This window comes from Staphylococcus sp. EG-SA-17 (assembly GCF_017151845.1).
GTDB classification, from domain to species: domain Bacteria; phylum Bacillota; class Bacilli; order Staphylococcales; family Staphylococcaceae; genus Staphylococcus; species Staphylococcus aureus.
This window is the reverse complement of the sequence record NZ_JACVZO010000207.1, coordinates 1-202: the sequence shown is the minus strand read 5'-3', so window position 1 is coordinate 202 and position 202 is coordinate 1. Positions and strand designations below refer to the sequence as shown.

Annotated in this window: 1 protein-coding gene; it reads right to left on the bottom strand. The window is 31.7% G+C overall.

The window, feature by feature from the left end; all coding sequences use genetic code 11:
• Positions 1 to 202: DUF1542 domain-containing protein (locus IDG65_RS14760; protein ID WP_206174292.1), on the bottom strand; the 202-nt coding region annotated here is incomplete at both ends.

Genomic DNA, 202 nt, shown 5'->3' with positions numbered 1-202 from the left:
TTTCTTTAGCTTTCACTAAATCTTTAATTTCTTGTAATGCTTGTGCAAGTTGTGCTTTGGCTTGTTCAATTTCTTCTTTAGTCATCGCATTGTTAATGCCATTATGACCTTGTTGCAATATTTGATTTATTCGATCTTTAAGCGCTTGTTTTTCCTTATCTGTTAGATTTGGATTTCGATCAATTTCGTCAATTAATGCTTG